The 23,920-nt window shown below is 50.2% G+C and carries 21 protein-coding genes, 1 tRNA gene, 1 pseudogene and 1 other annotated feature; of the genes and pseudogenes, 15 read left to right on the top strand and 8 right to left on the bottom strand.

Translation table 11 applies throughout. The features are described from left to right. Window positions 1-29: 29 nt before the first annotated feature. Window positions 30-1,838 carry a translation elongation factor 4 gene (gene lepA, locus JNC80_RS14690; protein WP_022712466.1) on the bottom strand — a complete coding sequence of 603 codons (1,809 nt, stop codon included), beginning with the start codon at window positions 1,836-1,838 and terminating at the stop codon, window positions 30-32. 261 nt (window positions 1,839-2,099) lie between these two features. Here lepA and JNC80_RS14685 point away from each other — a divergent pair, with 261 nt between their 5' ends. Next, complete coding sequence (locus JNC80_RS14685; RefSeq protein WP_213598897.1) at window positions 2,100-3,089, top strand: complex I NDUFA9 subunit family protein; 990 nt, start codon at window positions 2,100-2,102, stop codon at window positions 3,087-3,089. A 65-nt stretch (window positions 3,090-3,154) separates the two neighbouring features. Here the strand turns inward: JNC80_RS14685 and JNC80_RS14680 are convergent, their stop codons facing one another. Further along, complete coding sequence (locus tag JNC80_RS14680; protein ID WP_022712464.1) at window positions 3,155-3,961, bottom strand: undecaprenyl-diphosphate phosphatase; 807 nt, start codon at window positions 3,959-3,961, stop codon at window positions 3,155-3,157. Window positions 3,962-4,413: 452 nt separating this feature from the next. Here JNC80_RS14680 and JNC80_RS14675 point away from each other — a divergent pair, with 452 nt between their 5' ends. The 13 genes from JNC80_RS14675 (at window position 4,414) to JNC80_RS14615 (ending at window position 17,355) form a co-directional block, all read left to right on the top strand. Further along, entirely contained in the window at window positions 4,414-5,106 is a 693-nt protein-coding gene (locus tag JNC80_RS14675) for a glutathione S-transferase family protein (RefSeq protein ID WP_075657062.1), read from the top strand. Next, window positions 5,087-6,286, top strand: a complete 1,200-nt coding sequence (gene queG, locus JNC80_RS14670; RefSeq protein ID WP_376710729.1) for a tRNA epoxyqueuosine(34) reductase QueG — start codon at window positions 5,087-5,089, stop codon at window positions 6,284-6,286. The genes JNC80_RS14675 and queG overlap by 20 nt, the downstream gene beginning before the upstream one ends. Then, the gene (locus JNC80_RS14665; protein WP_376710728.1) at window positions 6,286-7,197 is read left to right on the top strand and encodes an NAD-dependent epimerase/dehydratase family protein; all 912 of its coding nucleotides are present in this window, start codon (window positions 6,286-6,288) and stop codon (window positions 7,195-7,197) included. The genes queG and JNC80_RS14665 overlap by 1 nt, the downstream gene beginning before the upstream one ends. Window positions 7,198-7,289: 92 nt before the next feature. Then, window positions 7,290-8,300: a penicillin-insensitive murein endopeptidase gene (gene mepA, locus JNC80_RS14660; protein WP_376710727.1), complete on the top strand. Its 1,011-nt coding sequence runs from the start codon at window positions 7,290-7,292 to the stop codon at window positions 8,298-8,300. 152 nt (window positions 8,301-8,452) lie between these two features. Beyond that, window positions 8,453-9,466, top strand: coding sequence for a glucokinase (locus tag JNC80_RS14655; RefSeq protein WP_022712457.1), 1,014 nt, complete (start codon window positions 8,453-8,455; stop codon window positions 9,464-9,466). Between the two features lie 157 nt (window positions 9,467-9,623). Next, window positions 9,624-11,432 (top strand): ABC transporter ATP-binding protein, encoded by a 1,809-nt coding sequence (locus tag JNC80_RS14650; RefSeq protein WP_376710726.1) that lies wholly within the window; start codon window positions 9,624-9,626, stop codon window positions 11,430-11,432. A 24-nt stretch (window positions 11,433-11,456) separates the two neighbouring features. Continuing rightward, window positions 11,457-12,278, top strand: coding sequence for a 4-hydroxy-tetrahydrodipicolinate reductase (dapB, locus tag JNC80_RS14645; RefSeq protein WP_376710806.1), 822 nt, complete (start codon window positions 11,457-11,459; stop codon window positions 12,276-12,278). 38 nt (window positions 12,279-12,316) lie between these two features. Continuing rightward, the gene (locus JNC80_RS14640) at window positions 12,317-12,937 is read left to right on the top strand and encodes a 2,3-bisphosphoglycerate-dependent phosphoglycerate mutase (RefSeq protein WP_022712454.1); all 621 of its coding nucleotides are present in this window, start codon (window positions 12,317-12,319) and stop codon (window positions 12,935-12,937) included. Window positions 12,938-13,161: 224 nt separating this feature from the next. Beyond that, window positions 13,162-13,248 (top strand) — tRNA-Leu (locus JNC80_RS14635). 173 nt (window positions 13,249-13,421) lie between these two features. Continuing rightward, complete coding sequence (locus JNC80_RS14630; protein WP_376710725.1) at window positions 13,422-14,606, top strand: tyrosine-type recombinase/integrase; 1,185 nt, start codon at window positions 13,422-13,424, stop codon at window positions 14,604-14,606. Window positions 14,607-14,730: 124 nt separating this feature from the next. Further along, window positions 14,731-15,447 (top strand): hypothetical protein, encoded by a 717-nt coding sequence (locus JNC80_RS14625; RefSeq protein ID WP_376710724.1) that lies wholly within the window; start codon window positions 14,731-14,733, stop codon window positions 15,445-15,447. Window positions 15,448-15,551: 104 nt separating this feature from the next. After that, window positions 15,552-15,758, top strand: a complete 207-nt coding sequence (locus JNC80_RS14620; RefSeq protein ID WP_376710723.1) for a helix-turn-helix transcriptional regulator — start codon at window positions 15,552-15,554, stop codon at window positions 15,756-15,758. Window positions 15,759-16,230: 472 nt separating this feature from the next. Continuing rightward, entirely contained in the window at window positions 16,231-17,355 is a 1,125-nt protein-coding gene (locus JNC80_RS14615; RefSeq protein WP_376710722.1) for a tyrosine-type recombinase/integrase, read from the top strand. Between the two features lie 253 nt (window positions 17,356-17,608). On the opposite strand, the gene JNC80_RS14610 is transcribed toward JNC80_RS14615, so the two are convergent. From JNC80_RS14610 to JNC80_RS14585, 6 genes and pseudogenes are all read right to left on the bottom strand, one after another. Beyond that, window positions 17,609-18,184, bottom strand: coding sequence for a restriction endonuclease (locus tag JNC80_RS14610; RefSeq protein WP_376710721.1), 576 nt, complete (start codon window positions 18,182-18,184; stop codon window positions 17,609-17,611). Continuing rightward, a complete protein-coding gene (locus tag JNC80_RS14605; protein ID WP_376710720.1) occupies window positions 18,181-18,513 on the bottom strand; it encodes a winged helix-turn-helix domain-containing protein in 333 nt (110 codons plus the stop codon). The genes JNC80_RS14610 and JNC80_RS14605 overlap by 4 nt, the downstream gene beginning before the upstream one ends. A 251-nt stretch (window positions 18,514-18,764) precedes the next feature. Next, window positions 18,765-19,688 (bottom strand): annotated as a pseudogene (locus JNC80_RS14600) (IS3 family transposase); the annotation flags it as partial. Continuing rightward, window positions 19,596-19,713: a sequence feature (AL1L pseudoknot), on the bottom strand. (Overlaps the previous pseudogene by 93 nt.) After that, on the bottom strand, window positions 19,703-20,077 hold the full coding sequence (locus JNC80_RS14595) for a transposase (protein ID WP_376710719.1): 375 nt from the start codon (window positions 20,075-20,077) through the stop codon (window positions 19,703-19,705). It overlaps the preceding feature by 11 nt. Window positions 20,078-20,595: 518 nt before the next feature. Continuing rightward, entirely contained in the window at window positions 20,596-21,435 is an 840-nt protein-coding gene (locus tag JNC80_RS14590) for a transporter substrate-binding domain-containing protein (protein ID WP_376710718.1), read from the bottom strand. A gap of 94 nt (window positions 21,436-21,529) precedes the next feature. Then, entirely contained in the window at window positions 21,530-22,435 is a 906-nt protein-coding gene (locus JNC80_RS14585; protein WP_376710717.1) for a polysaccharide deacetylase family protein, read from the bottom strand. 244 nt (window positions 22,436-22,679) lie between these two features. On the opposite strand from JNC80_RS14585, the gene JNC80_RS14580 reads away from it, so the two are divergent. Continuing rightward, a protein-coding gene (locus JNC80_RS14580; RefSeq protein WP_376710716.1) for an IS3 family transposase occupies window positions 22,680-23,839 on the top strand; the annotation gives its coding sequence in 2 pieces (ribosomal slippage) (window positions 22,680-22,941 and window positions 22,941-23,839; 1,161 coding nt in all). Window positions 23,840-23,920 lie beyond the last annotated feature (81 nt).

Below are 23,920 nucleotides of genomic sequence, written 5' to 3'. Positions count from 1 at the left end.
GGCGGGTCTGCTCGAAATCTCTGAAGTGATTATTCATCACCCATTTTAAGCGCCTGAATAAAGGCTTCCTGCGGAATTTCCACCTTACCGAACTGACGCATGCGCTTCTTACCTTCCTTCTGTTTTTCCAGAAGTTTGCGCTTACGCGAAACGTCACCGCCGTAACATTTTGCCGTCACATCCTTACGCAGAGCCGAGATCGTCTCACGCGCAACAATACGTCCGCCAATAGCCGCCTGAATCGGAATCTTGAACATATGCTGCGGGATCAGGTCTTTCAGCTTTTCACACAGCACGCGGCCACGTTTTTCAGCGGCAGAACGGTGTACAAGCATGGAGAGTGCATCAACCGGCTCGTCATTGACGAGGATCGACATCTTCACCAGATCACCTTCTTTATATTCCGACAGATTATAGTCGAAAGAAGCATAGCCTTTGGAAATCGACTTCAGGCGATCGTAGAAATCGAACACCACTTCGTTGAGCGGCAGTTCATAGGTCACCATCGCGCGCGGGCCGACATAAGACAGATCAACCTGAATACCGCGGCGTTCCTGACAGAGTTTCAGGATCGAACCGAGATAATCATCCGGCGTCAGAATCGTCGCTTTAATCCACGGCTCTTCAATAGACGTGATTTTCACCACATCCGGCATATCTGCCGGATTGTGCAGCTCCTTCACCGAACCATCGAGCATATTCATGCGATAGACAACGGAAGGTGCGGTAGCGATCAGATCAAGATCAAATTCGCGGGAAAGACGTTCCTGAATGATTTCAAGATGCAACAGCCCGAGGAAACCGCAACGGAAACCAAAGCCCAGAGCGGCCGATGTTTCCATTTCAAAGGAGAAGCTCGCATCATTGAGACGCAGCTTGCCCATGGCAGCACGCAAATCTTCAAAATCAGCCGCATCTACAGGGAACAGACCGCAGAAAACCACCGGCTGCGCAGGTTTGAAACCCGGCAGCATGGTTGTTGTCGGACGCTTATCCTCGGTGATCGTATCACCGACGCGGGTATCTGCCACTTCCTTGATCGAAGCAGTGATAAAGCCAAGCTCACCCGGCCCCAGATCTTCAACAGCCACCATTTTCGGTGTGAATACGCCAACGCGTTCCACCGGATATTTGGCACCTGTGCCCATCATGCGGATGGTCTGACCTTTTTTCAGCACACCGTCGATGATGCGCACCAGTACGATTACGCCGAGATAGGTGTCATACCAGCTATCCACCAGCATGGCTTTGAGCGGTGCATCACGGTCGCCTTCTTTCGGCGGTGGCAGGCGCTCAACAATCGCTTCCAGCACATCCGGAATACCCAGTCCGCTTTTCGCGGAGATTTCCACGGCATCCGATGCGTCGATACCGATCACATCTTCAACCTGTTCTTTCACGCGCTCAGGGTCAGCCGCAGGCAAATCAATCTTGTTCAGCACAACAACCAGATCATGATTATTGTCGATCGCCTGATAAACATTGGCCAGCGTCTGCGCTTCCACGCCCTGAGAAGCGTCCACCACCAGCAACGAACCTTCACAGGCCGCCAGTGAACGGGAAACTTCATAGGCAAAGTCAACGTGCCCCGGCGTGTCGATCAGGTTGAGAACATAGTCCTCACCGTTTTTCGCACGATAGTTCAGGCGAACGGTCTGCGCCTTGATCGTGATGCCGCGCTCGCGCTCGATATCCATCGAGTCGAGCACCTGCTCTTTCATTTCACGATTATCAAGGCCGCCGGTTGCTTGAATCAAACGGTCGGCAAGTGTCGACTTCCCATGATCAATATGGGCGACGATGGAAAAATTCCGGATATGGTCAAGTGGTGTGCTCATGCGCGCGATTTAGCAGCAGATTTGCGCAAAGGCAAAGGGGATTCATGCAAATCGGGGCAAAACAAAGCTTAAAGTGTAATCTTTCGGGGTATGGTGCATTATGTCCCCTTTGCGAAACGGCAAAAAACCAGTAAAGCGTGACCCCAAAGCTGGCAAAACGCGCAAGACATCGCGGGGCAGCACTGGAAAGTTCACTGCATAGAGATGGACACATCGCTAGCAGTTATCATGCCGCAATAGGACCGGCGCAGGAGACAGGTCATGGACACGCAAACGCTTAATCACCGCACAACACCAAAGCTGGTTACAGTTTTCGGTGGTTCAGGTTTTGTAGGGCGTCATGTTGTTGATGCACTGGCACGGCGCGGTTACCGTGTGCGTGTTGCTGTGCGCAAACCGGAAGTTGCTTATTACATGCAGCCGCTTGGCAATATCGGTCAGATCCAGCTGGTTCAGGCCAATATCCGCCATCGCTGGTCAATTGAACGTGCCGTCAAAGGCGCGGATTATGTTGTTAATCTGGTTGGTATTCTGGCTGAAGGCGGCAAACAGCGTTTCAACACTGTTCATGCCATCGGTGCAAAACATGTAGCTGAGGTTGCTGCCGCTGCCGGTCTGCCACTGCTGCATATGTCGGCACTCGGAGCAGATCTGAAAAGTGCATCCGAATATGCCCGCACCAAAGCCGAAGCAGAACGTCAGGTACTGAGCGTAAAGCCGGATGCGGTCATTCTGCGCCCGAGCGTGATTTTCGGCCCTGAAGACCAGTTCTTCAACAAATTCGCCAGCATGTCCCGCTTCTCCCCGTTCATGCCTCTGATCGGCGGCGGCAAGACCCAGTTCCAGCCGGTTTATGTCGGCGATGTGGCTGAAGTGATTGCCCGCGCGGTTGAGGGTAAATTGCAGGCAGGCAAAGCCTATGAGCTGGGTGGCGCTGAAGTGCTGACCCTGCGTCGTTGCATGGAAATTTCGCTGGAAGTGATCGGCCGTAAACGCGCCTTCATCAACCTGCCTTGGTGGGTTGCCAGCCTGCAGGGCAAGATTCTCGGCCTGCTGCCAAACCCGCCGCTGACCAGCGACCATGTTAAATTGCTGAAGAGCAATAATGTGGTTTCACAGGAAGCTGCAGATGCCGATCTGACACTGGAAGGTCTGGGCATCAAGCCGCAGGCAATTGATGCAATCCTGCCATCCTATCTCTGGCGCTACCGTGTGCTGGGTCAGTATGACAAGGCAAGCCTTGCCCGCTAAGCCATTCATAAATTGAATAAAATAAAGGCCCCTCGCGGGGCCTTTCTGTTTCTGATATTTGAAGTTTAACCCCAGACCATCAACGCGGCCAGACCGGCGGAACCGACGATCAGTCGCCACCAGGCAAATAATGCAAAACCGTGGCGGGAAACATAATCCAGCAAATAACGCACAACAATCACACCGGAGATGAAAGCCGCAACAAAACCGATACCAATCTGCGCCATATCATTGGTCGAAAGCAGCGCATGGTTTTTATAAAGATCATAGGCAAAGGCACCGGCCATTGTCGGCATTGCCAGAAAAAACGAAAATTCTGCAGCGGAACGCTTATCCGAGCCCATCAGCAAAGCACCGACAATGGTCGAACCGGAGCGGGACACCCCCGGAATCATTGCCAAGCACTGTACAAGACCGATCATGAAGCACATTTTCAGCGGATATTGCGTCACATCATTATAGCGCGGACGCAGCGGCAGGCGATCCACCCACAGAAGAACAAAGCCGCCGACAATCAGCATCGAACAGACCAGCACCGGCGTTTCAAACAAAACCTGCTTGATATAGCTATGTGCCATTGCGCCGATCACGGCCGCCGGCAAGAAGGCCAATATGATTCCGGTTGCGAAGCGCCTTGCACCCGCATCCCGCGGCAGATCAGTCAGCAGCTTCCACAAACGTCCAAAATAAACACTTAAGATTGCGAGAATAGCTCCAAGCTGAATCAGCACCTCAAAAGTGCGGCCGGTTGATTCAAAGCCAAGAAAATGTCCTGCCAGCAAAAGATGGCCTGTAGACGAAACCGGCAGAAACTCGGTCAGACCTTCCAGAAGACCGAGAATCGCAGCCTCGAATATTGCCCATGCGTCCATAATGCTGAATACCTTTGTCTGCGTTATATAAAAATTGCTGCCGGTTCTGACAGGCTTTAAACATCTGATTTATGCAGACATCCTGTCAGCAAGCTGAACATGAGCAGAAAAACAATCGCCCTGCCTTAAATTCAGCCTGTTGAAATGTTTTTACTCAAAATGCAATGCATCTTTATGTAACTCACCCGTCCTAACCAATTATTTATAGGAAGCCTGTATAATTACGCAAAATGCTCTACAACCGCATTTTTATTGCGTCTGATGTTTTAATCTAACCCCTCATCTGCCGCTCAGGCTTAACCCTCTGCCGGACCGGAACCTTCTGTAAGGTCTGACTCTTTTGCAGATCGGCTACAAGCTGGCAGATTATTCAGTCCGATTACCGGCTCACCGGTGGCAATGTCCCAGACCATGCCGCTTCCAAGCCACACCTGAAAGTACTATCGAACCACATGCTCACGCTGTTTCACCATCCGATGTCTACAACCTCCCGTTATGTCCGTCTGATTCTCAATGAATATGGCGTGGAAGCGGAAATGATTGAGGAACGTCCGTGGTCACGCAGAAAAGAGTTTCTGGCACTCAATCCTGCCGGAACTTTGCCGGTCTTGCTGGCCGAAAATGACTGGCCGGTTGTCGGCGCCACAGTGATCGCCGAATATATGGATGAAACCCGAGGTGCGCTGAAGCGCAATCGCCGCCTGCTGCCGGAAACCCCGATGGAACGCGCTGAAGTGCGCCGTCTCGTCGACTGGTTTCTGATTAAATTTGAAAATGAAGTCACCCGTCATCTTGCCCGTGAACGCGTGTTCAAATTGCAGATGTCGCAGGAAATGGGCTCATCCGCGCCGGATTCCACAGCAATCCGCGCCGCCCGTGCCAATATCCGCCAGCATCTGCGCTATACAGACTGGCTGGCCGCGACCCGCAACTGGCTGGCCGGTGATACACCAAGCTATGCCGATATGGCAGCGGCTGCCGGTATTTCCATTCTCGATTATCTGGGGGAGATTGAGTGGGCAGAACACCGCGCTACCCGCGAATGGTATGCGCGCATGAAATCCCGTCCTTCTTTCCGTCCGCTTCTCGCTGATCGTGTGCGCGGCATTTTTCCGGCATCCCATTATGGCGACCTCGACTTCTGATCGCGCTCCAAAGAAACCTCTGCCGAAAAGCGATGAGCCACCTGCCGTCCGTCTGAAGCGCTTCTTAATGGAAGAGGCCGCAGCGGTCGGTTTTGACGTTGTGGCGATTACGACGCCGGACGCCATTCCGCAGGCACCGCAGCGGTTGCGCTATTTTCTGGATCACGGCCGCCATGGTTCCATGGAATGGCTGGAAGAAACGGCAGACCGGCGCTCAAACCCGTCTGAACTTTGGCATGAAGTGCGCTCCATCGTCATGCTGGCGATGAATTACGGCCCAGACCACGACCCGCGCACTCTGCAAAGCAAAAAAGACTGCGGGGCGATCTCGGTCTATGCGCAGAACCGCGATTATCACGATATTATCAAAGGCAAACTCAAACATATGGCCAGCCGCTTTGCGGCACGAACCGGCCATGAGGTGAAAGTCTTTGTCGATACGGCTCCGGTGATGGAAAAGCCGCTGGCGGTGTCCGCCGGCATGGGCTGGCAGGGTAAACATACCAATATGGTGAGCCGCGAATATGGCTCATGGCTGTTTCTCGGCTCGATTTTCACCACTGCGGATCTGGAACCCGATCGTGCTGGCAAAGACAGTTGCGGCAAATGCCGCGCCTGTCTTGATGCCTGCCCGACAGATGCCTTTCCTGCCCCCTATCAGATTGATGCGCGGCGTTGCATTTCCTATCTCACCATCGAGAATAAGGGCCCTATCCCGCACGAATTCCGCACCATGATGGGCAACCGTATCTATGGTTGTGATGACTGTCTGTCGGCCTGTCCGTGGAACAAATTCGCGCAGGTCTCCAGAGAGGCCAAATTGCAGGCTCGGGAAGAGCTGAAAGAACCGGCTCTTGATACCCTGCTGCAACTCGATGATCCCGCTTTCCGCACGCTGTTCAGCGGCTCGCCGGTCAAGCGGATCGGGCGTGACCGCTTTATCCGTAACGTGCTGATTGCAGTTGGGAATTCAGATAATCCGGCCTATCTCCCAATGATTGAGCAATTACTGAGTGATCCCGCACCGGTAACACGCGGGGCTGCTGTCTGGGCACTATCTCAACTGGCTGATGAACAAGAATTTCGGCATCAGAAAAACCAGCATCTTCCCCTTGAACAAGACGCCGAAGTGATCGAAGAATGGCTGACTGCCGCAGCGCAAATTGAGAGAAACAAATAATGCATATTTTTCTGTTCGGCTCCGGCTATTCCGCTCATTATTTTATCGAAGCACTCAAGCAAAATCCGACAGCAAAAATCAACTCAATCACCGGAACTGTCCGCCGTCCGGAACAGGCAGAAATTTTACGCAAAAACGGTATCACACCTGTTTTCTTTGATGCAGAACAAGGCCTCAGCGCAGCATTGCGCGATGAATTGCAACAGGCAACCCATATCGTCTCGTCCGTCGCGCCATTAACCGGCAGCGCGGATGAAACAGATCCGATCCTGCGCCTCATGCCGGAAGGCCTGCCCTATCACGCGCCGAATGCGCGTTTCATCAGCTATCTGTCCACCATCGGTGTTTACGGCGATTATCAGGGCGCATGGGTGGATGAAACATCAGAGTTAAAACCGCTTTCTGCCCGCTCTGTCGCCCGTGTGACCGCCGAGAAGGAATGGCTGGCGCAGGTAGAAGGCACAGATATTGCCTGTGCCATTTTACGGATTGCCGGAATTTACGGCCCGTCTTTTCAGGGGCAGGCACGCAATGCTCTGGCCAATATCAAACAAGGCCGTGCCCATCGTCTGATTAAAAAGGACCATGTTTTCAACCGTATTCATGTGGAAGACATTGGCGGAGCATTGGCACATCTGGCACTGAACAATCAGGGCGGCATTTATAATCTTGCCGATGATGAACCGGCACCGGCACATGAAATCATCTCCTATGCCGCAGAATTGCTGGGCGTTACCCCGCCTCCGGCGATTGATTATGAAAAGGCGGAACTTTCTCCGATGGCGCGTTCGTTTTATCAGGAGTGCAAGCGGGCTTCCAATGGCGCATTGAAAGCAACCGGCTATCAGTTGCTTTATCCGGATTATCGGACAGGGCTGAAAAATCTTCTGCAAAGCGGCGAAGGGCTCTGAACCCGCCGCGACTGTGATATTTTTACGCTTGTCAGCCAAGGCAACTCAGTCGATGCTGTCCGCGAATTTATAAATGACCGGAACCTGTTCTGATGACGTTTCGCCCCCGCAAACTATCCGCATTGTTTTTAAGAGTTGGATTGGCTGTTGCCTTCTCAGGCAGTGCATTATTCTCCGCACAGGCTGATGCACCGGCCAAGCAGGCTTTTGGCTCGGTCAAACTACCGTCAGTCACTGCACCGGAATCCTACGGTTTTTATTCCAAAGGCTGCATCAGCGGTGCGGTTGCATTGCCGGTTGACGGGCCAAACTGGCAGGTTATGCGCCTGTCCCGCAACCGCAACTGGGGACACCCGAACCTGATTGCACTTCTGGAGAAACTCTCCCGTGATAGTGCTAAAACCGGCTGGAACGGCTTGCTGGTCGGGGACATTTCCCAGCCACGCGGCGGCCCTATGCTCACCGGCCATGCTTCCCATCAGGTCGGTCTGGATGCCGATATCTGGCTGACGCCGATGCCAAACCGCCGCTTCACCAATCAGGAGCGTGAGGATGTGAGCGCGGTTTCCATGCTCAAAACAAATTCGCTCTATGTGGATCAGAACAAATGGACGCCGTCACGCACGGCACTGCTCAAACATGCGGCCGGCTATCCGGAAGTAGAGCGGCTTTTTGTGCATCCCGGCATTAAAAAACAACTCTGTGAAACTGTAACCGGTGACCGCAGCTGGCTGGCAAAAGTGCGTCCTTATTGGGGGCATCATTATCATTTCCATGTGCGCCTGCGCTGTCAGGCCGGATCACCGGACTGCAAACCGCAGGAACCGACGGGCAAAGATGACGGTTGCGGCAAATCCCTCGACTGGTGGTTTACCGACGAGCCGTGGAAACCGGCAAAACCTGAGAAACCCGGTGAGAAACCAAAGCCGCCAAAGATCATGATGGTCTCGCAACTGCCGCAGGCCTGCGCATCTTTGTTGAATGCACCGGCTCCGGCTTCTGTACAAGACGTGACTTTTGGCCTGAAGAAGGGCGGTAATGCCAGCGCCTTTGCACCGGAACAAGCACCGGCCTCTGTGCCGCTGCCCGCGCAGAAACCGTAATCGCAATATCTGTCACACTATTGCGCTTTTCTTCAACCAGCGCATCCGATATAGAATTAAAACGATTTAGAGGTAGAGCAGACAGCAATCATCGCTTGGCTCGTTCTCTGCAACAATAAAACAAACATTCAGAGTGAGAAGCAGTATTAACAATGCCTAATATCGATCCGAACTTTGTTTTTCCTGTCCTTATCGGTGATATCGGCGGCACCAATGCCCGCTTTGCTATTCTGGTTGATTCCTACGCCGAGCCGAAAGAATTTCCGGTTCTGCTGACCAAAGATTTCGCGACGCTGGAAGATGCAATCCAGACTGTTGTTCTGGATCACACATCCATCCAGCCGCGCTCGGCAGTGATTGCCATTGCCGGTCCTGTCGAGGGCGATGAAATTCCACTCACCAATTGCCAGTGGGTTGTGAAGCCGCGCCAGATGATGGAGCGCTTCAACCTACAGGACATCACCGTCCTCAATGATTTTGAAGCACAGGCACTTGCTGTTGTCTCCCTCGACGATCACCATCTGGAAAATATCGGCGGTGCAGCCGCTCATCCGAACGGAAAGCGTGTGGTTCTGGGCCCCGGCACAGGGCTTGGTGTTGCAGGTCTGATCCGCTCGCGCCAGACATGGGTTCCGGTTCCGGGTGAAGGCGGCCATGTGGATTTTGGCCCGCGTTCTGAGCGTGATCTGCAGATTTTTCCGTTTATTGAAAAAATTGACGGCCGTGTTTCTGCAGAGCAGCTGCTTTGCGGACGTGGTCTGCAGCATATTTACAAGGCAATCTGTCAGGCCGATGGTGTAAAACCGTCCCTCGTTACACCGGCTGAAATTACCGATGCGGCACTGGACAAAAGCAATGCACAGGCTGTTGAGACTTTAGAGCTTTTTGTGATCTATCTCGGCCGTCTCGCCGGTGATCTTGCCCTGATTTTCATGGCACATGGCGGCGTTTATCTGTCAGGGGGCATTCCGCAGCGCATTATTTCCGCCTTGCGCACCGGCAGTTTCCGCGCAGCTTTTGAAGATAAAGCACCGCATCAACTGATCCTCAAATCCATCCCTGTCTATGTCATCACCCATCCGCTGGCAGCTATTGCAGGGCTTTCTGCCTATGCACGTACCCCTGCCCGTTTTGACATTCACACAGACGGCCGCCGCTGGCGCTAATTTTTGAGCCATAATAAGTCATAAACCTTATTGACCATGCTTTCGCGCAAAGAGCATGGTCAAATGCTTTATACAGCTTTATAGAAAAGGAATGACGACAGGCGCAACAAACCCTGCCGATGCTTACAGATAACCAGCAGCAGGATTTTCCCTGACCGTGACTTTATTTAAAAAGAAAAAAAAGATTGATCCCGCAGAAACCACACAGATGATCCGTCGTGTGCTTTCTGAAAATTTTTCCGATCACAAATTATCCTATGCCAAAGCCATTGCCGGCTCCCTGATGATTTCCGGCGCTACCGTATTTGTCGGCTATATTATGCGCGATGTCATTAATGACATTTTCTACAAGCAGCGCGCCGATCTGATCGCCTATATTGCCGGTTCTATCCTGCTCGCTTTTGTTTTGCGCGGGTTGGGCAGCTATATTCAGGCGGTACAACTGGCCAAGATCGGTAACAATCTGGCCGCGATCTATCAGAAACGTGTCTTCGCCCATCTGATGAAGCTGGGGGTGAATTTCTATAATGACCACCGCTCCGGTCATCTGGCAGCGCAGATCAATCAGAATATCGGCGGTATGCGCGATCTAATGAATATGACGATCACATCGCTGGCGCGTGATGCGGTGATGCTGGTCGGCCTGATCTGTATCATGGTCTATCAGGAACCATATTTATCGCTGTATTCACTGCTGATCGCACCGCCGCTGATTCTGACCGTGACCTATGTGTCACGCCGTATCCGCACGGTCACGCGTGAGGTTGTGCATCTGAACTCCCATCTGCTCGGCGCCATGCAGGAAACCACGCAGGGTATCGCCATTGTGAAAGCTTTCACGATGGAAGATCAGTTGCGCGGCAAAATCAACGGGCTGATCGAACTGGCTGAAACCCGTTCCAACAAAATCGCCAGCGTTTCCGAGCGTGTAACCCCGATTTCCGAAATTCTCGCCGGTATCGCTATCGCGTCCGTCATTGCTTATGCCGGTTACCGCGCCATCGCTGAGCAGCAGCCGCCCGGCACAATGTTCGCCTTCATCACGTCGATGATGCTGGCTTATGACCCTGCGCGCCGCCTTGCGCGTCTGCAGGTCAGTCTGGAACGCGCGCTCGTCAATGCCCGTATGATCTATGAAATTCTTGATCTGCAACCGGCGCAGAGCGATCGTCCCGATGCCGTTGAACTGAAAGTGCAGAACGGAACTGTCCGCTTTGAAGATGTCCAATTTGCCTATCATACGCAGGGCACACCTGAGCATCAGCAGGTTCTCAAAGGCGTCAGCTTTATCGCAAAAGCCGGTGAGACAACGGCGATTGTCGGTGCGTCCGGAGCGGGTAAGTCCACATTGATTGCGCTGATCCAGCGTTTCTATGATGTCAATGACGGGCGTATTCTTATCGACGATCAGGATATTGCCGGTGTGACTGTCAATTCACTGCGTCATTCCATCGCCTATGTTTCGCAACAACCATACCTGTTTGAAGGCACCATTGCCGATAATATCCGCTATGGCCGCCCCGATGCGACAGAAGAAGAAATCATTGAGGCGGCGAAACTCGCCAATGCCCATGAATTCATTATCCGTCAACCGCAGGGCTATGACAGTCCTGTCGGTGAAAACGGCGTGACACTTTCCGGCGGTCAGCGCCAGCGCCTTTCCATTGCCCGTGCAATCGTGCGCAATGCGCCGATCCTGCTGCTCGATGAAGCCACATCTGCACTCGACAATGATTCTGAAAAACGGGTGCAGCAGGCTCTGGAAACCATCATGAAGGACCGCACCACGATTGTGATTGCCCATCGTCTTTCGACTGTGGTCAGTGCGGATAAAATCATCGTCATGGAAGCGGGTAATATTGTTGAAGAAGGCCGTCATGCCGATCTCATCTCCATCGAGAACGGGATTTACGCCCGCTTCTACCAGCTGCAATCCGCACCTGAGAATGAAACCCTGATCGGATAAGTCATGACCTCAACTGTTTCAGCCATGCAGACTTCTTCATCCCCGATGCGCCTTGTTGTCACCGGCGCAGGCGGACGTATGGGAAAAGCACTCATCCGCGCCATTGCGGAAAATCCGGAGACTGTTCTGTCCGGCGCGATTGTGCGTGAAGGCTCCCCGCTGATCGGGCTGGATGCCGGTGAAATAGCAGGCTGCGGTAAAAACGGTGTCCTCATCTCTGCCGATCCGCTGCCGGTTTTTGCCGAGGCGCAAGGTGTGCTGGATTTCACCACACCCGCTTCGACGCTGACCTATGCAGCACTTGCCGCGCAGGCACGCATTGTCCATGTGATCGGCACTACAGGCTGCTCGGAAGATGATGAAGAGAAGATCCGCGCCGCCGCCCGTCATGCGACAATCATCAAATCCGGCAATATGAGCCTCGGCGTCAATCTCCTGTCTGCATTGGTGGAACAGGCCGCACGTGCGCTCAGCCCTTCCGCTTTCGATATTGAAATCTTCGAAATGCATCACAAGCATAAAGTCGATGCCCCTTCCGGCACTGCCCTGCTCCTTGGAGAAGCGGCAGCAGATGGCCGCGGCATTACACTGAAAGATCACAGTGTCCGTGTGCGCGACGGCCATACCGGCGCACGTGAAGACGGCACAATCGGTTTCGCTTCTTTGCGCGGTGGTTCTGTTGTCGGGGATCATTCTGTGATTTTTGCCGGTCTTTCAGAGCGCATCACTCTCTCCCATCAGGCACAGGACCGCTCCGTTTTCGCACAAGGTGCGGTAGCAGCGGCATTATGGGGACACGGCAAAAAACCGGGTCTTTATTCAATGCGTGACGTTCTCGGCCTCTGACCCAGTTTTTATTTGTCTATCTAACCGGAGATAAACTTATGTCCCGCACCCTTGTTCTTGTCCGCCACGGCCAAAGCGAATGGAATCTGAAAAACCTGTTTACCGGCTGGCGCGATCCATCCCTGACCGAACAGGGTCATGCAGAAGCCAAAGCAGCAGGCCAGCGCCTGAAAGATGCCGGTCTGAAATTTGATATTGCTTACACATCCGATCTGTCCCGTGCACAGATCACCTGCCAGCATATTCTTGACCAGCTTGGTCAGTCTGATCTGCAGACCATCCGCAATGTTGCGCTGAATGAACGCGACTATGGCGATCTTTCCGGCCTCAACAAGGATGATGCCCGCGCCAAATGGGGCGAAGAACAGGTTCACGTCTGGCGCCGTTCCTATGATGTGCCTCCTCCGGGCGGTGAAAGCCTGCGCGATACCGGCGCACGCGTCTGGCCTTATTATCTGCACACAATCCAGCCGCATGTATTGCGCGGTGAAAAAGTGCTGGTTGCCGCTCACGGCAATTCCCTGCGCGCTCTGATTATGGCTCTGGAAGGCCTGACCAGCGATGAAATCATTGCGCAGGAGCTGAATACCGGCGTACCGATCATTTATGAACTGAATGCAGACAGCACAATCGCTTCCAAGAAAGTGCTGAGCGCATAATCAGAGCCATTCGCTCAGAGTGATTCAAAGCCGGATACATCCATGTGTCCGGCTTTTTTCTTTGCATAATGTGGAAAACAACACACGTCTAAGGTGTTGAAATGATTTTATTTTCCATCCTGAGACGAAAAAACAAAAAAACTTCAAAAAAATACAAATTTTCTGCAATTTTCGATGAAATGCCGTTGACATGAATCACTCTGCCCTTTAAACGGTCACTCAACGCCCAGATGGCGGAATTGGTAGACGCACCAGCTTCAGGTGCTGGCGCTCGCAAGGGCGTGGAGGTTCGAGTCCTCTTCTGGGCACCAAAACATACTATTAGGACAACTACCAATGTCCTAAATATCATCAAAAAGCCCGCGAAAGCGGGTTTTTTTGTATCTTACAGTCTGACATCGTCCGATTGCATCCAAAAGAAATGTTGGTACATTTGTTGGTATCGAGGGAAATACCAACAAACTTTGAAAAAGCGATACCAACAATGCCCCTGACCGACACAGCAATTAAAGCGTTAAAACAAGACGTTAGCCCTAAAAAATATAGCGATGCTAATGGACTGTTTCTGTTGGTACAACCTAACGGCTCTAAACTTTGGCGCTACGCCTACCGATTCCTCGGAAAACAGAAAACTTTATCTCTTGGCGTTTATCCGGCCGTAGGTTTACGTGATGCTCGCACTAAGCGTGATGAAGCACGCGATTTGCTTATCCAAAACATCGACCCTGGCGAAAAAATAAAATCGGACAAATTACAGCGGATTATTGAAGCCGCTATCACTTTTAGCCATGTAGCCGATGAATTCGTTGAAAAGCTTGAACGCGAAGGCAAAGCTCCTGTTACACTCACCAAAAAGAAATGGCTTATCTCAATGGCTAAAGCTGATTTTGGCAGCAAGCCCATTCATGAGATCAAAGCTCCCGAAATTTTACATGCACTTAAAAAGGTAGAGGCCAAAGGCAACTATGAAACGGCACGCCGCTTGCGCTCTACAATTAGCCAAGTTTTCCGATACGGCATCGCTACAGCTCGAACTGATAATGACCCGACTTTTGGATTGCGTGGCGCATTAATTACTCCAACAGTTACACACCGAGCAGCAATTACAGATAAAGATAAATTCACTGGCTTGGTTCGATCCATATGGGAATATGACGGCAATCCCGAGACACGCATCGCGCTCAAACTCATGGCGCTGATGTTTCCTCGGCCTGGTGAGTTACGCCAAGCGAGCTGGAATGAATTTGATCTTACAAAATGCATTTGGACAATTCCCGCGTCCCGCATGAAAATGCGCCGTGAACACAAAAAACACTTGAGCCCGCTGGTCATAGAATTATTGACTGAACTCAAGCAATATTCCGGTTATGCAGAGTTAGCGTTTCCCGGTATCCACTCCCGCCACCGTCCAATGAGTGAAAACACATTGAATAGCGCTCTGCGACGTATGGGATTTACAGCAGACGAGGCAACTTCACACGGTTTTCGTGCCAGCGCATCAAGCCTGCTCAATGAAAGCAATCTTTGGTCTGCTGATGCAATTGAAGCTGAACTGGCACATGTCGGTGCTGATGAGGTCCGTCGCGCTTACCACCGCTCTCTATATTGGGATGAGCGTGTTAAAATGATGAACTGGTGGAGCAACAACATTAACAATCAAAAAACTTAAAATCGCCAGACAGAAGCATCATTGAAAAATGTCAAAAAGACCTCTCCACTTAGCAAATCCGCGTCTGTACCTCGTATATTATCGACATCCATTATTGTTATCATATTTCAATCACAGCATCCATGTGCCCGATTATATAAGTAATAAAATGTATGATGAGAGAGTAACAGCAGAACAATATTATAATGAGCTATTAAACGAAGCAGATGAGAAAATTGCAGAGTGTTTAAAAATTGCTCGCCTAGACTACGCGCATACACAGTATATGCAGGACATAGAAAATGACTTTCGTCGTCCTTTTCATGACGGGTACGCCATAGTTAATTATGACGATTGGATAAATAAAATTTATTGGACCATAGAAGATGTATGTGCACTCACATACGGGAAAAACCCATTATATGTTACCAAGTCCATGATCGATGAGTATTACCCTCATTCACCTTTCGCACGACAATACACTGAATCATATGACGTCCTTATGAGAGCAATAACATCACACGAGCTTTCAGACAAAATAGTCCCATCCCAATTCAAGACATGGGCTAAAAAAAGAAAATATGATTTCCCTACGGAAATTCTCTCACAAATCAAAAGTACCAAACAATCAGTCTCAAAGACGCCTCCTGAGAATGAATTCAAAGAGCTATCGACGCGGCAAAAAAATACTATGCTGAAAATCATTTACGGTCTTGCAATGGCGAAATACAACTACAAACCAGATTTAGCTAAAAACTCTGCTGCCACGAACATGCATACATCATTAGCAACCCAGGGCATTGATATTTCAGCCGAAACTATAAATAAATTTCTCAATGAAGCCAAAGCGTTAAAAGGCTAGAAGCCTGCTGCTTAAGTCGAATTCGGTTTTACGTATACGAATTCGACTTACCATTTTTCGATTTCGCTAGGTCTATCTCGGTCAATATCAAACGAGGTAGCACAATGATATACCCAAATAATTTTCCGCACACCGGCTTTGTACGTTTAAATCAAATCCTTGCCCCACAGGGCCCTATTCCGATCAGTAAATCCACATGGTGGCTCGGTATAAAAGATGGGCGCTTTCCTAAGCCATTAAAGCTCGGCCCCAAAATCACAGTCTGGCGCGCTGAAGATATCTGCTCTCTTATCGAACAGGGAACTCGCTAATGTCACGCAAGTACAATCACCGTAGCATTCGCATTCACCGCAACTATACATACGGCGAGTTAAGCCGGAAACTTAACGTTTCCAAAAGGACAATCCGCAACTGGATCATCTGCGGCTTACCCGTATTAAACGACCAACGTCCACTGCTGGTACAGGGAAAAGACCTCGTCTCATTCTTAAAGAACAAACGTATTCCGCAAAGACCCTGTAAGCTTACAGAGCTCTATTGTTTCAAGTGTCGGCGTCCGCAGCCTGCATTTGGATGCGTCGCGGAATACCTGCCCCTCACATCGCTCAGCGGTCAGCTCAAGGCCAATTGTCTGACGTGCAAAACGGTCACGTTCAAAAATGTTTCCCTGGTCCAAATTGAGCAAATTAGGCCGGAAATTACGGTCAATTTCCCCAAGGCTATTTAGGCCTAATACATACAAGATTTGTCTGTTTAGATTTCCGTTTAACAAAGGTCGGAACGATGAAACGATTAAACCCAAAAAACGAACGCATTAAACGTGATTATTTTCTCTATTTAGAGGAAGCGAAACGCCTGCAAGCGAGCAGCGTTGATAAGGCCGCCTCAGCCATTTCAGAATTCGAAAAATTCACTGGATATCGAGATTTCGCTCTGTTCCACATTGAGCGGGCGAAATCTTTCAAGCAATATTTAAATGATCGTATTATTGCAAAATCTAAAGCACCATTATCTAAAGCTACGATTTATTCGCGGCTTATGGCACTTAAAGCATTCTTTCTGTGGCTCGCTGGTCAACAAGGGTATAGATCAAAAATAAGCTACTCTGATGCGGACTATTTTAATCCCTCCGCGCACGACAGCCGCATAGCTACCACACGCCGTGAAAAACGTGTACCGACCTTAGAACAAGTCCATCACGTCATTGGATCTATGCCTAATTCAACAGATGTCGAGATGCGGGACAAAGCACTCGTAGCATTTACCCTGCTTACCGGCGCACGGGACAGCGCAATCGCATCTATGAAACTCAAGCACATCAATTTGAATGATTGCTCCATTTTCCAGGATGCCCGAGAAGTTGCCACCAAAAATCGGAAGACATTTACGAGCTATTTTTTTCCAGTCGGTGATAGCATCACACAAATCATCACTGACTGGATAAAACACCTAAAAACCGTTCTCTTATTCGGACCTGACGATCCACTCTTTCCATCAACTGAGATCAATCGAAACTCCGACGGTCTTTTCGCTCCCTCCGGCCTAAACCGTAACCATTGGCGTTCAGCCGCGCCCATACGCCGAATTTTTAAACAAGCCTTTGCAAATGTAAAACTGCCTTACGCCAATCCGCATAGCCTGCGTAGCACGCTCGCACAGCTTGGTGAGCGCACATGCCGCACACCAGAAGAATTCAAAGCCTGGAGTCAAAATCTCGGACACGAAGGCGTACTCACCACATTCATGAGCTATGGAACCGTTGCTAGTAGCAGGCAATCTGAAATTATTTTAGGTCTAGCCAAACAACCTTCAGACGCTAAAACCGATAGTAATGATCGATTAAGTCAAATTGAGCTCATGCTAGCGAAATTAACTGGCGCGCAAAACCAACCGCATACGCCTCTATAACCTGTTGTCATATGTTAACATGAAAACGAAATTTTGCGTTTTCACATGCCACTATAGTCTGCTTCAAAGACTATGAAATTAAAGTGATACGGATGGACTTGGCGTTAAGAACCCAAGCGGAGCTGCATGAAACATGTCGAGCTACCCGGAGTTGGAAGGCTCCATCCGTACCACTAGCAGAATACTTGTAACTAGATTTACGTCAAATACGTTTTGATGGAAATATTAGCAAATCAATACTTCGTCATACAATTTACAGCCCTTTGAACCAGTCAGCCGAAACTATGACTTTCTCAACCATTTCCGTTTTCACGCCCAGCTCATACTGTTTAAGTAGGTCACACAGTCTTTCACCGTCAATAAGGTCAATTGCGATTGCGCCATCACGCGTTGCTTCTTCAGACGCCTGAGAGGTGAAATTACCGGTAGTGATAAACAAACCTTTATCGGCACGGCCCTGCAAAGCGCCACGGAAATCACGAATGTCTTTAGATCCCACGCTGCCCTTCCAGCGTTTGCATTGAAAATAGACCTGAAAAGACACAAGATTGACACGCAGAACTCCCACACCGTCAATCCCGCCATCCCCTGTTTTCCCACGCACCTCAACTTTAACAAAGCCGGCTTCGCGTAACAGCCGCTGTGAAAGGCGCTCAAAAGCATCGGGAGCAATATTCAACAATGAGCTTAAAAGCTCTGCCCGCCAATCACTTGCAACCTCATCATCAATGGTAGGCTGCATTTCAATAGCAGTTGAAACGCGCGCAGTATTTTTTGTTTTATCGGCCAAACGTTTTAATCGCGAACGTTCCCGTTCTTCAGCATTCACTTGTTTTTGAATTTGCTCCGTCTGCGCAATCGTGGTGATTTTTTCACCTCATCGGTCAGCGCCCACACACCACGCGATGAGTTTTCGAGCGCTCCGCCGCGTTTGAGATAAGTGCGTGCCCATGAGAGATAATAATTTAATCGTCGATATTGGCCGTTGGGCATCATCAAAGATTGTTCTTCTTCTGAGATGGCCTCCATCTCTACAACTTGCTCATCAAGTTCTTGAATAGACGCTGATCCGCCAAGAGACTTTAGTGCTTCGACTACAACCAGCATCATGCCCGGCAAATTTGGTAGGCCGTCCGCTTCAATGATAAACTTGCGCAATTCCAATCCCCCACAAAATATAACTTTTAATACTAACAGCCTAATAGCTGCGTCAAACAATAACTTGTGCACTAGTTGATAAGCGCTGACAGTTCGGCCATAGATTGATGAAACACTTGGATTGATGATGGCATGATGAACCCTACCGAAATTGCTGATGCGCTTGATGATATCGCCCGTGCACCATTTGATGCAGCAGAATTTGGCTTTAGTGAACCGCCCCGGCTTTACCGGAGACCGTTTGGTTTAAGTTATGCGGCCATGGCTGGCGCGTCCAGCATGGCGTAATATCGCTCTTCGGCTTCGGCAGGCGGAATGTTTCCGATTGGCTCCAGAAGCCGTCGGTTGTTGAACCAGTCGACCCATTCGAGCGTGGCGAACTCCACCGCTTCGAAGTTGCGCCATGGTCCTCGCCGATGGATGACCTCAGCCTTGTACAGGCCGTTGATCGTTTCGGCGAGAGCGTTGTCATAAGAATCGCCAACACTTCCGACCGACGGCTCGATGCCTGCCTCCGCCAGCCGCTCGGAATACTTGATTGACACGTATTGCACGCCCCTATCGGAATGGTGGATGAGCCCGCCGCGATGGATGGGCCGCCGATCATGAAGAGCCTGGTCCAGAGCGTCCAGGACGAAACCTGCATGGGCATTCCGGCTTGCCCGCCAACCGACGATACGGCGGGCGAAGGCATCAATGACGAAGGCCACGTAAACGAAGCCCTGCCAGGTCGCGACATAGGTGAAATCGGATAACCACAGCATGTTCGGCGCAGGAGCCTTGAAGTGGCGATTGACGCGGTCGAGCGGACACGGGGCAGACTTGTCCGATACAGTGGTTTTGATCGGCTTGCCACGAATGATACCTTGAAGACCCATCATTCTCATGAGCCTTGCGACGGTGCAGCGAGCGATATCGAAGCCTTCTCGCTGCAACTGTCGCCACACTTTCCGCACGCCATAGACCTGGTAGTTCTCGTTGAACACCCGGCGTATCTCGACTTTCATAGCCATATCGCGCCGGGCGCGGGCCGATAGGCGACCCACGTCCGTGCGCTTGGCGACGACTTCATAATAGGTGGACGGGGCAATCGGCAGCAGCCTGCAAATCGGCTCGACCCCGAGCACCGGGCGGTGTTCGTCGATGAAGGAAATCATCGCTTCAGTGGGCGGTCGAGTATCCGTCTTTGTCAAGGACAATTTGGAAGCCAATCACGCCCTTCACGTAGCAAGGTGTTTGCCATAATAATAATACGCCTCATAACGGCAGTAATGGCAACCTTCTTCGCTTTACCTTTCTTAAGCATCTCTTGGTATTTTTGATGAAGATCACTGTTGAAGCGGATCGCGACAAGCGCAGGCATATACATTGCTCTTCGAAGCGATGATCGTCCGCCGGTTATCCGTTCCTTACCCTGCCATTTTCCAGACTGCTGCGTCATCGGAGCCAAACCAGCCAAAGCGGCGATCTTTTTGCTGTCGAGATGTCCAAGTTCCGGCATGTCGATGAGCATCGTCGTCGCGGTTAACCTGCCAATCCCTGGGATAACCCGCAACGCAAACACGTTAGAAATGGTATGTTGTCACCCGCACACTTTGAACAGAACCACAAACTGAAGACAAAAAGTGTCTAATAAACTCGGGGCTATTCAAACGCCGAATAGTGGATTTAGCGCAATACATATCAAGCAAGCAGCATGAAATCTAACTAAGGTTCATCTTAGCGGAACCGTAAACCTGCTCAGAAAAACAGGACCACTTCAATAGCGGCCGACGAGATCCGGAGTTAATCGCACCCCGAATTAAACGTGAATAATATTCATTGCTTTTACAAAAAAACCGCCAGTTACTCACCGGCGGTTTTATTTTCATAATTTTACTAACGGGCTAGAAATTTACCACTTAACGCGGAAGCCAACAGTTGGCTCAAGATCCGGCTAAATATCCTCGCTCCATTAGACACCAGCAGACAAACCTACGCCATTTGTTCAGGATGACCACATAGCCTCAAGAGCCTGCACCGCCCCCTATTCTCTAAGAAGAAAAGGGGGCGGTGCCAGATCAAATCAAAACGAATATTAACTTACTGTTTTGGGCTCAGATCCATTAGGAACCACTCTTCTGAAATTTTCGAAAGTGTTCCATCTTTCTGCATTGAATCCAGAGCTTCATTCAAAATGGCCTTCAGTTCAGGCTCGTCTTTACGAATACCGAATGTAGTGCTGGTAGCCATGATACCACCGAGCAAATGCGGGCCGCTAGGCTGCAAACGTCCGCCACTGGCTTTTGAACGATCAGTTGCAAAAATCAGATTATCAAACTGAGCATCAATACGGCCATTTGTCAGATCCAGCAGGCTCTGCTCTGCGGATTTATATGTGCGCACTTCACTGTCTTCACCAAATTCGTTTTCTGCAAATTTAAGCTGGCTGGTAGAAAGCGCGGCACCCAGTGTTTTGCCCTTCAGAGCTTCTTTTAGCTCCGCAACAGCCTTTTTACCTTCATCACTATCAACAGAATAGACTTTGCCTGTATGTGGGAGATTAACCAGCGGGCTGTCTGATGCAACGAGGAATGTGTTTGGTGTAATCACATAAGGATTAGTAAAATCAATGACTTTACGACGTTCTTCGGTTGGGCCAGCGGTCAGCATAATGTCGAATTTGCCAGCTACAAGTGATGGTGTCAGGCTATCCCAGTCTTGTGCTGAGATATTGCACTCCAGTTTTGCGCGCTTGCAAACTTCTTTCATCACATCAAGATCAAGGCCAACCAGTTCGCCATTTGCCTTTGTCGAATTAAATGGTGGGAATGCACCTTCAACACCAACATTAACAGTTTTCCACTCTTTGGCTTGCGCAACACCGCTAAGCAATGGTGCAACGAGCAATACAAGTGCTGTCGCAAATGCTTTGGTTTTCATTTTTTCAGTCCTTCTGATTTCATTGCCTCGCATAGATTAAAGTCACATGTTTGAGAGATATGTGAACCGACGGGCAATATACGTAAAACTTATGTCAGGCAGCGTTCGCTTTAGCGTGACGTACAATATCTGCATGGGTCGAGAACCACACTTTTCCACGCGCATTGATATGCTGAATGAGCTCTTCCAAAATCCAAATTCTGGATCTGTGGCCGATAATATCCGGATGCATGGTGAGCTGGAAAATTCCGCCTTCATCAAAAGCAGCATCAAACTCACGGATAAAAATCTGCAAAATATCATGGGGCGCAATTTGTGGACGCAATCCACCCCAACGATCCATCACCAGATAGGCCGCATCATCTCGGATCCATTCAACTGGCAGCTCCACAACATTACATGGTTTGCCATCAAGCAATAATTCATAACAATCAACATCGGCCATCAGAGAGCTGTCGTAGAGCAAGCCCATTTCCTCAGCAATGCGCAGCGTATTATCACTAAAATCCCATGACGGCGTACGGATGCCAACAGGACGCACACCAGTAATCTTCTCCAATGTATCAGCTGAACGGAACATCAACTCCCGCTCTGTCGTATAGTCCAGCAGCGTATTCCGCTCGTGAATCCAGCCATGCAGCGCTACTTCATGACCCTCAGCAATATGTGCTTTCTGCTCATCAGGATAGTGAATTGCAGTAATGGCCGGCACATAAAAACTGGCTGATATACTGTATTTTTCCAAAATTTTCCGAATACGCGGCATGCCTTGGCGGGCACCATAATGTCCCTGAGACAAAGCTGAGACAGAACGCCCGCCATCGCGCAGTTCAAAAGTGTCATGGTCGCTGTCAAAGGAGAGCGCCACGGCACATTTTCCGTTTTCCGGCCAGAAATCCGGTCGCAAAGATTTACCCGCGCGGGCTTTATTCAGGATTTTTTGTAATTTTTCTTCGGACCATGTCCAGGTCGGGACAGGCGTATCATGCCCGTGGCTCATAATAGAACTCCATGTGGTGAAATCGAAGATGCTTCACCACTCACTTACCAATCAAGAAGCTTTCTAATAGGCCATAGTATATGCTAGCACCACTCATTTAGCATATAAGTTACAAGTTTTTTTGCAATGTAGACTTAATCGGCAGAGCTCCGTATTCACCGACAACGGTCAAAGAGCGCGCAGCTGGACTTCCCCTTCAAAAGTGGAGGGCTTCTGTTAGATAAAACTGACAGGAGACTTAGAATTGAAGCAGCGAGAATTTACAGAAGACTTCAAGCGCGAAGCTGTTCGTATTTTAACGACGAGTGGTCGCAGCATTTCATCGGTTGCGGACGACCTAGGCATTGGCAAGTCAACGCTTGACCGCTGGCGTCGTATTTTCACTGAGAAAGATTTGCTTTCTGGTCCGCATGAGGACATGAGCCAGGAGCTTGCTCGCCTTCGCAAGGAAAACGAACTCCTGCGCCAGGAACGAGATTTATTAAAAAAAGCGACGGCCTTCTTCGCTCGGGAGACAAGTCGATGAAGTTTGCTTTCATCGATACGGAGAAGGCCCACATGTCTCTGTCACGGCTGTGTACTTTCGCAGGCGTCAGCATCAGCGGTTATTATGCATGGAAGCATCGGCGCCCCAGCCGCCGCCAGCTTGATGACATGATTATCCTGGCGCATATTCGCAATCAGTTTGCACTGTCACGTGAAACCTATGGTAGCCCTCGAATGCATGTCGAACTGAGCGAAGAAGGCATTCGAGCTGGCCGTCACCGCACTGCGCGACTGATGCGTGAAAATGGTCTGAAAGCTCGACAGAAGACGCGCTTCAAGCGCACGACAGACAGCAATCATGGTGAGCCTGTCGCTCCCAATCTTCTGGATCAGGACTTTACGTGTGACGGACCAGATCAGAAATGGGGTGTCGACATCAGTTACGTATGGACTGCGGAGGGTTGGCTGTATCTGGCAATCGTTGTCGATCTTTATTCCCGTCGCATTATCGGCTGGGAAGCGCGGGATCGGATGAAAAAGGATTTGGCTATTTGTGCTTTGAAGAAGGCCATTGCAATCCGGCAACCAATGCCGGGGTTGATCCAGCACTCGGACAGAGGAAGCCAATATGCCAGTTATGAGTATCGCAAAATCCTCAAAGCTCACGAAATGCTTCCATCCATGAGCGGAAAAGGAAATTGTTATGATAATGCCATGGTCGAGACCGTCTTCAAGACGATCAAGTCGGAACTGATCTGGCGCACTGTATTCCAGACCAGAAATGACGCAATCAAAGCCATTGGCGAATACATTGATGGCTTCTATAACCCCGTGCGCAGACATTCCGCTCTCGGTTATAAATCGCCAATCCAATTCGAGGCGATGAACCGAAAATTAGAGCAAGAAGCTCTCCACTAAATCAGGGCATGTGTGGACGGCCTCCGTTTGGCAAGATGTTTTTTGATATTTCTGACAAGCTGGTCGAGTGCAGGCATGTGT

This window comes from Pseudochrobactrum lubricantis, from assembly GCF_041929865.1.
Taxonomy (GTDB): domain Bacteria; phylum Pseudomonadota; class Alphaproteobacteria; order Rhizobiales; family Rhizobiaceae; genus Pseudochrobactrum; species Pseudochrobactrum saccharolyticum.
Note: the sequence above shows the minus strand (reverse complement) of the source record. Positions and strands in the feature narration are given on the sequence as shown.

Bases quoted from the DNA above. Each gene is read 5' to 3' on its own strand.
- lepA (WP_022712466.1), bottom strand. From the start codon at position 1,838: ATGAGCACACCACTTGACCATATCCGGAATTTTTCCATCGTCGCCCAT.
- JNC80_RS14685 (WP_213598897.1), top strand. From the start codon at position 2,100: ATGGACACGCAAACGCTTAATCACCGCACAACACCAAAGCTGGTTACA.
- JNC80_RS14680 (WP_022712464.1), bottom strand. From the start codon at position 3,961: ATGGACGCATGGGCAATATTCGAGGCTGCGATTCTCGGTCTTCTGGAA.
- JNC80_RS14675 (WP_075657062.1), top strand. From the start codon at position 4,414: ATGCTCACGCTGTTTCACCATCCGATGTCTACAACCTCCCGTTATGTC.
- queG (WP_376710729.1), top strand. From the start codon at position 5,087: ATGGCGACCTCGACTTCTGATCGCGCTCCAAAGAAACCTCTGCCGAAA.
- JNC80_RS14665 (WP_376710728.1), top strand. From the start codon at position 6,286: ATGCATATTTTTCTGTTCGGCTCCGGCTATTCCGCTCATTATTTTATC.
- mepA (WP_376710727.1), top strand. From the start codon at position 7,290: ATGACGTTTCGCCCCCGCAAACTATCCGCATTGTTTTTAAGAGTTGGA.
- JNC80_RS14655 (WP_022712457.1), top strand. From the start codon at position 8,453: ATGCCTAATATCGATCCGAACTTTGTTTTTCCTGTCCTTATCGGTGAT.
- dapB (WP_376710806.1), top strand. From the start codon at position 11,457: ATGCAGACTTCTTCATCCCCGATGCGCCTTGTTGTCACCGGCGCAGGC.
- JNC80_RS14640 (WP_022712454.1), top strand. From the start codon at position 12,317: ATGTCCCGCACCCTTGTTCTTGTCCGCCACGGCCAAAGCGAATGGAAT.
- JNC80_RS14630 (WP_376710725.1), top strand. From the start codon at position 13,422: ATGCCCCTGACCGACACAGCAATTAAAGCGTTAAAACAAGACGTTAGC.
- JNC80_RS14620 (WP_376710723.1), top strand. From the start codon at position 15,552: ATGATATACCCAAATAATTTTCCGCACACCGGCTTTGTACGTTTAAAT.
- JNC80_RS14615 (WP_376710722.1), top strand. From the start codon at position 16,231: ATGAAACGATTAAACCCAAAAAACGAACGCATTAAACGTGATTATTTT.
- JNC80_RS14590 (WP_376710718.1), bottom strand. From the start codon at position 21,435: ATGAAAACCAAAGCATTTGCGACAGCACTTGTATTGCTCGTTGCACCA.
- JNC80_RS14585 (WP_376710717.1), bottom strand. From the start codon at position 22,435: ATGAGCCACGGGCATGATACGCCTGTCCCGACCTGGACATGGTCCGAA.